This is a genomic window from Profundicola chukchiensis, assembly GCF_029664245.1.
Classification (GTDB): domain Bacteria; phylum Bacteroidota; class Bacteroidia; order Flavobacteriales; family Weeksellaceae; genus Profundicola; species Profundicola chukchiensis.
Genome location: NZ_JANAIE010000075.1, coordinates 1 through 222 on the forward strand (window position 1 = coordinate 1; position 222 = coordinate 222).

General features: G+C 52.7%; 1 protein-coding gene. It reads right to left on the reverse strand.

Annotated features, from left to right (window positions below; genetic code table 11):
* Positions 1-28 precede the first annotated feature (28 nt).
* Positions 29-222: hypothetical protein (locus NLM59_RS11720; protein ID WP_304417963.1), on the reverse strand; the 194-nt coding region annotated here is incomplete at its 5' end.

Genomic DNA, 222 nt, shown 5'->3' on the forward strand with positions numbered 1-222 from the left:
GGGATTGTCTGCCTTGTCCTGTCTATTCTTAACGAATGGCAGCGCAATCGTCACCCAAAAAACACAGTTCAGCCACAAAATATTGCGGTATTTTCAAGCGATTCACGCGGGATTTCGCCGACCCTTCCACATATTGCGGAATTTCCCCCTGATGACACAAAAAGCACCTTAGCTCGCGGGCGCGGTTCGCCCGCGCGCGAGTCGCAATCTCATGTTGTGGGG